General features: G+C 51.3%; 7 protein-coding genes and 1 tRNA gene. All 8 read right to left on the bottom strand.

What is annotated here, in order from left to right; translation table 11 throughout:
* Nucleotides 1–99: 99 nt before the first annotated feature.
* Entirely contained in the window at nucleotides 100–651 is a 552-nt protein-coding gene (locus HHJ17_RS04200; protein ID WP_296505041.1) for a stealth family protein, read from the bottom strand.
* 220 nt (nucleotides 652–871) lie between these two features.
* Nucleotides 872–948, bottom strand: a tRNA-Pro gene (locus HHJ17_RS04195).
* A 38-nt stretch (nucleotides 949–986) separates the two neighbouring features.
* A complete protein-coding gene (locus HHJ17_RS04190; protein ID WP_296498325.1) occupies nucleotides 987–1,436 on the bottom strand; it encodes a MerR family transcriptional regulator in 450 nt (149 codons plus the stop codon).
* 102 nt (nucleotides 1,437–1,538) lie between these two features.
* On the bottom strand, nucleotides 1,539–1,874 hold the full coding sequence (locus HHJ17_RS04185) for an integration host factor subunit alpha (protein WP_296498323.1): 336 nt from the start codon (nucleotides 1,872–1,874) through the stop codon (nucleotides 1,539–1,541).
* Nucleotides 1,875–1,911: 37 nt separating this feature from the next.
* Complete coding sequence (pheT, locus tag HHJ17_RS04180; RefSeq protein WP_296505040.1) at nucleotides 1,912–4,350, bottom strand: phenylalanine--tRNA ligase subunit beta; 2,439 nt, start codon at nucleotides 4,348–4,350, stop codon at nucleotides 1,912–1,914.
* A gap of 71 nt (nucleotides 4,351–4,421) precedes the next feature.
* Complete coding sequence (gene pheS, locus HHJ17_RS04175; RefSeq protein ID WP_296498317.1) at nucleotides 4,422–5,492, bottom strand: phenylalanine--tRNA ligase subunit alpha; 1,071 nt, start codon at nucleotides 5,490–5,492, stop codon at nucleotides 4,422–4,424.
* Nucleotides 5,493–5,594: 102 nt separating this feature from the next.
* Nucleotides 5,595–5,954: a 50S ribosomal protein L20 gene (gene rplT / locus HHJ17_RS04170; protein WP_296498315.1), complete on the bottom strand. Its 360-nt coding sequence runs from the start codon at nucleotides 5,952–5,954 to the stop codon at nucleotides 5,595–5,597.
* A 25-nt stretch (nucleotides 5,955–5,979) separates the two neighbouring features.
* A complete protein-coding gene (gene rpmI / locus HHJ17_RS04165; protein ID WP_296498360.1) occupies nucleotides 5,980–6,183 on the bottom strand; it encodes a 50S ribosomal protein L35 in 204 nt (67 codons plus the stop codon).
* Nucleotides 6,184–6,248 lie beyond the last annotated feature (65 nt).

Here is a 6,248-nt window from a genome sequence, read left to right as displayed (position 1 = left end):
GCTCGGTCACTTGCTTCACCGCCTCAGCTTTAAATTCCGCCGGGTATCTGACTCTCTTCATGACTAACTCTCCAGTTCAATTTCGACCTTAACAAGTGTCTATTGAAGCGGGTGAAGTCCACACTGATTGGACAGCCTGCAAGCATTTTCCAAAGAGGTCGCGTCTTCCCGAAGGGGCTCATCAGACCAAGTGACATAGATTCCGCCATCCCAGAACCAGTCACTCAAGTTAACCGGGGCACTAAAAAACACATCGTCATTGAGGTAAAAGTAGCGCTCAGAAAGATTAGGAATGCGGTGAATGTAGGATTCAATATTCCCAGAATCAAAAGTTGGCAGCGACTCTGCTGGTATCAATTCCTTGTGATCAACAACCGTGAGCCGGTCTGAGGGGCACAGCCATGCTGGCGCTTGGTCATCGGTCACGACGTAGACGTGTCCGTGCTCGGGAAAATAGCACTCAAGCGCTCGAAGGCTGTAACGCAATTCATCATTGTCCCGAAAACGTCCTTCAACGTTGCCATACATGGCAATGGCGTTGAGATTTCCAGGGCTTAATTTGTCAACAGCATGGTGACGTTTTCTTTGCCAGACGGGATCATTTCCATTGACCCAAAGGTAAACTATGTCGATGGGTTTGTCGATTTTCATGAGAGAAAAATGAACGTTCGAAAATGGTTTGAAAAACATCGACTGGAACATGTCGTACGTTTAACCACGTCTTTAAACTCAGTCGGGGCCTCAACTGGATAACATCAACTCAACGTCTCAAAAAGAGCTCAGAGGCAGGCGTAATGGCGAGGGTAAACCCAACAGGAGACACAACGACAAAGGGATTAGCAAGAGCTATCCTGCTAATCCCTGTCAAATTTGGTCGGTGTGAAAGGATTCGAACCTTCGACCCCTTGCACCCCATGCAAGTGCGCTACCAGGCTGCGCCACACACCGAACTAAGCTTTAATTATAACCGTTGAAAATCAAAAACTTTAGAGTGAAAGCGACAGTAAGTCACGAATTTCAAACAGTTCACGTCGTACGAATTGCAAGTGGTCGGAAATACTCTCGTAGGGCCTGTCCAGCTGACTATCTTTAAAATCATTTAGTCCGGCATCACCCATCTCGATGACTTCGACGCCATCCAACTGTATTTCACCCGTATTCTTTCTCTCTCGCTCGGAATGCAGTATTTCCTGCATTTTATTCCGGGCACCACTGATGGTGAAACCTTGCTCGTAGAGCAAATCACGGATGCGCCGGATCATCAGCACCTCATGATGCTGATAGTAGCGGCGATTCCCACGACGCTTCATGGGGCGCAGCTGCGTGAACTCCTGCTCCCAATAACGTAGCACGTGAGGTTTAACACCACATAAATCACCGACCTCACCAATGGTGAAATAGCGTTTAGCAGGAATGGGCGGAAGAACTTTCTCCATAGAAATCAATGCTTTACGAGAGAAATCGTAGAGATTACCCTAAGCCACTACGGTATGTAAAGTCACATTTTGCCCTTAAACACTAAATATTCAAATCAGGTACTAAATTACTGAAGCAGCACGACCTTCGCCCTGAATTTGTTCCTTGAGTTTGTGGCTGGCATGAAAAGTCACAACCCTGCGAGCCTGAATGGGGATGGACTCTCCCGTTCGGGGGTTGCGCCCCGGGCGCGGCGCTTTGGTACGAATTTGAAAGTTGCCAAAACCTGATATCTTGACGTCATCACCTTCAACAAGACTGTCAGAGATCAGGTCGAAAAATGCGTCAATCATGTCCTTGGATTCTCGTTTGTTCAGGCCAATTTGCTCAAACAATAGTTCTGACAGCTGAGCTTTGGTCAGTGCAGGGGTTTCCAGACTTTCAACCGAGGTATCCATTCAATCCTTGTATCTAAATGAAGCTGATAGTGACAATTTAGCCACGCTGACGAGCACCCAGAGTGCTTATCAGTGAAATCAAGACCGCTTGTACCGTGGTATCAATTTGATCTTCGGTCAACGTAGTCTCTTGGCTGTTGAGTGTCATGCGCACGGCCATACTTTTTTCAACACTTGCCACAGCAACCCCATCTGGATCTTTGGCAGGTTTTGGGCGATAGACATCAAACAGCACGGCACCGCGAAGCAGTCCAGCGGTAGGTGCGGCCCAAACAGCCTCCATCAAAGCAGCATACGTCACCTTTTCATCCACAAGAATGGCAATATCGCGCTCAACACCCTGGTGTTTGGTTACCGCTTTGTACACAGGCACTTCACGCTGGAGGACGGCATCAAGCTCCAGTTCAAACATGATAGGCGCTTGGGCCAGATCGTAAGCCTGACGCCATTTGGGATGCAATTCACCCACAAAACCAATCACTACACCGTCCAGCAAGACGCTGGCACAGCGTCCTGGGTGCATAGCGGGATGAGCAGCTGGCGAAAAAGTGGGCTTGCGTGGCGCAAGCATGGCGTCCACGTCGCCCTTAACGTCAAAGAAATCAACGCCCTTTTCTTTGACATCCCATTGCAGCTCGTCGGTACGGCCATACACCATGCCCGCTACCCGCATGGGTTGATGAAATCCTTCTACCGTGGTGTCGGTATTTTTAACCGAGGAATCACGCAAGAATACGCGACCTAACTCAAATACGCGCACGCGCTGGGCCTTGCGATCAAGGTTGAACTTTAAAACTTGAAGCAACGATCCCAACAAAGACGAGCGCATCACGCTCATCTGGCTGGCAATTGGATTGAGCAGTTTGATGGGATTCAGGTTACCGGCGAGTTCATGCTCCCAGCGCTCCTCAACAAAACTAAAGTTGATAGTTTCCTGATAACCCAACGCGGCAATAGCACGACGGACGGCAAATGGACTGCGCTGCGCCTCGGTCAGAATTTTGGCAGTAATAGGAGCCAACGGGGGCGTATGCGGAAGATTGTTGTAGCCCACCATACGGGCTACTTCTTCAATCAGGTCTTCTTCAATTTGAAGATCAAAACGATACGACGGAGGCACTACAGTGATGAGGCCATCGCTCTGGGTCACAGGCAGCCCCAGTCGCGTCAGCGCGTCAACACATTGAGCCTGTGTGAGTGGCATGCCAATGACCTTGCTGGCACGCGCCACACGCAGATTGACCGTACCGGCAGCCGGCAGATTCACCTGCAGATCGTCGATAGGGCTACATACCGTATCTGCAGTGCCACAAATATCTATGATCAATTGCGAGATGCGTTCGATGTGCTCGACGGTCTGGCATGGATCTACACCGCGTTCAAAGCGGTGGCCGGCATCGGTGGAAAAATTAAAGCGCCGTGACCGGCCTGCAATGGCTTTGGGCCACCAGAAGGCTGCTTCTACATAGACATGCTGCGTGTCATCAGACACCGCCGTCGCATCGCCGCCCATGATGCCAGCGAGCGACTCCACTTGTTGGTCGTCTGCAATCACACCGACCTTGTCATCCACCGTGACGGTGCTGCCATTCAGAAGCTTGAGTTGTTCACCCTGCTTGCCCCAGCGCACGTCCAGGCTGCCATGAATTTTTTCCAGATCGAAAATATGCGATGGACGACCCAATTCAAACATCACGTAGTTGGAGATGTCCACCAACGCGGTAACACTGCGCTGCCCGCAGCGCGCCAGCCGATCCACCATCCATTGCGGTGTACTGGCACGGGGATTGACGTTGCGCACAATGCGACCAGAAAAACGCCCACACAGATCAGGCGCGCTAACCTTCACGGGTAACTTATCAGAACAACCGACCGTCACAACGGGAAAGTCAGGAGACTTCAAAGGTGCGCCGGTCAGGGCGGCCACTTCACGCGCCACACCATAGACGCTCAGGCAATGTGCCAAATTGGGTGTGAGTTTGAGGGTGAATAAGGTATCGTCGAGATTCAAATGTTCGCGAATGCTTTGACCCAGCGGTGCATCACTGGCAAGTTCCAGCAGACCACCGTGATCATCCGCAAGCTTTAACTCACGAGCAGAACACAGCATACCCTGACTCTCGACGCCACGGAGCTTGCCCACCTTGATGAAGAATGGTTTTCCGTCATCACCTGGAGGCAACTCGGCACCGACTAAGGCAACTGGTACCCGGATACCCACCCGGGCGTTGGGTGCGCCGCACACAATGTCAAGCAAAGTTGCCTGACCAACATCGACCTTGCACACGCGCAGTCGATCCGCATTAGGGTGCTGGACTGCTTCTTTAATTTCACCCACAACAATTTTTGTGAATGGTGGCGCGACAGGCTTGAGTTCTTCAACTTCAAGACCGGCCATGGTAAGCGTCTCGGAAAGTTGGGCGGTAGTCAGTGGCGGGTTGCAAAATTCGCGCAACCAAGATTCAGGAAATTGCATAGTCAGCTTTTCTAATTAGTTGCGGACAGAGCTTGCACGGGCAGCACTACAGGCTGCGTTGCAAAGTCTTCTCATTGAAACTGCGACAAAAAGCGGATATCGCCGTCAAAAAACAGGCGTAAATCATTCACGCCGTAGCGCAACATGGTGAGACGATCTGGCCCCATTCCAAAGGCGAATCCAATGTATTTTTCAGGGTCGAGTCCCATGTTACGAATCACATTGGGATGCACTTGCCCCGAACCCGCCACCTCAAGCCAGCGACCAGAAAGCGGCCCGCTCTGGAATTGAATGTCAATCTCGGCACTGGGTTCGGTGAAGGGAAAGAAACTGGGGCGAAATCGCAGCACCAAGTCGTCTGACTCAAAGAAAGTCCGACAAAAATCAGTAAAAACAAACTTGAGATCTTTGAAGCTTATATTCTCACCTACCCACAAGCCTTCACACTGGTGAAACATGGGCGAATGGGTGGCATCACTGTCAACGCGGTAGGTTCGGCCGGGCGCGATAACGCGAATCTCGGGCATGGAACCTGAAAAGAGTCCCTCGCCAGCCTGTTCAGCATCAGCACGGTGCCGTTTGACGTGCTGCACGGCATGGCGAATCTGCATGGGACTGGTGTGAGTCCGCAATAGATTGGGCGCAGCAGCGGAGCCCCCCTCGACGTAGAAGGTGTCGTGCATCGAACGCGCAGGATGGTCCTCAGGCGTATTCAGGGCGGTAAAGTTGAACCAATCAGTCTCGATCTCGGGCCCTTGCGCCACCTCAAAACCCATTGAACCGAAAATGGCCTCAATACGTTCCAGTGTGATCGATACCGGATGCAAACCGCCCTGCCCGCGCTGGCGACCTGGCAAGGTAACATCCAACGCCTCTGCTTGCAGCTGAATCTGTAATTCGGCGTCGGCCAGCGCCTGACGACGGTTGTTCAAAGCAGTTTCAATGGCCTGCTTCGCGAGATTGATAGCAGCGCCGCGTGACTTTTTCTCATCCACCGGGAGGGCGGCCAAACCCTTCATCAACTCCGTGATACGGCCAGACTTGCCGAGAAACAGCGCTTTCGCGTTTTCCAGGTCTGCGGGTGTAAGAGCTTTCTCAAAAGCCACTTTTGCGCTGTCAACGACGACGTTCAACTCGTTCATAAATTCTCATTGTCAATGAAAAAGGGCTAGTGCTTTTTCAAGCTCTAGCCCTTGTTTCTAGTGCATAGAACGCTATTCAAAGAATAGCGAACCACCGTGAACTCAAGCAGCCAGCTTGGCCTTGACTTGTTCCACGATGCCGGCAAATGCGGCCATGTCATGAATAGCAATATCGGACAACACCTTACGGTCAATCTCGATGTTTGCTTTCTTCAGACCGTTGGCAAATTGACTGTAAGTCATGCCACACTGACGCGCAGCTGCATTAATACGGGCAATCCACAACTGACGGAAGACGCGCTTTTTAGTACGGCGGTCACGGTAGGCATATTGCCCAGCCTTCATCACCGCTTCTTTGGCTACGCGATATACATTACCGCGGCGACCGCGAAAACCTTTTGCAAGGGCTAAAACTTTTTTATGGCGGGCGCGAGCCGTTACACCACGTTTGACGCGAGGCATGTGATTACTCCTTATTCGTCGTTAATTAAATACCACGGCCGGGCAACATCTGTGCCATGTGACCCATATTGGTCTCATGTACAGCGGTCGTACCGCGCAATTGGCGTTTATTTTTAGTGGTCTTCTTGGTCAAGATGTGACGTTTGAAGGCTTGGCCGCGTTTAACGGTACCACCTGGACGGACTCGGAAGCGTTTTTTAGCCGCGCTCTTGGTCTTCATTTTGGGCATATTCATGCTCCTTCTTCATTGTGCTCGTGAGGCGTCTGTAAACTATTTACAGCCTTGTTGGCCCC

It is taken from the genome of Rhodoferax sp., from assembly GCF_012927445.1.
In the GTDB taxonomy this organism is placed as follows: Bacteria; Pseudomonadota; Gammaproteobacteria; order Burkholderiales; family Burkholderiaceae_C; genus Rhodoferax.
Note: the sequence above shows the minus strand (reverse complement) of the source record. Positions and strands in the feature narration are given on the sequence as shown.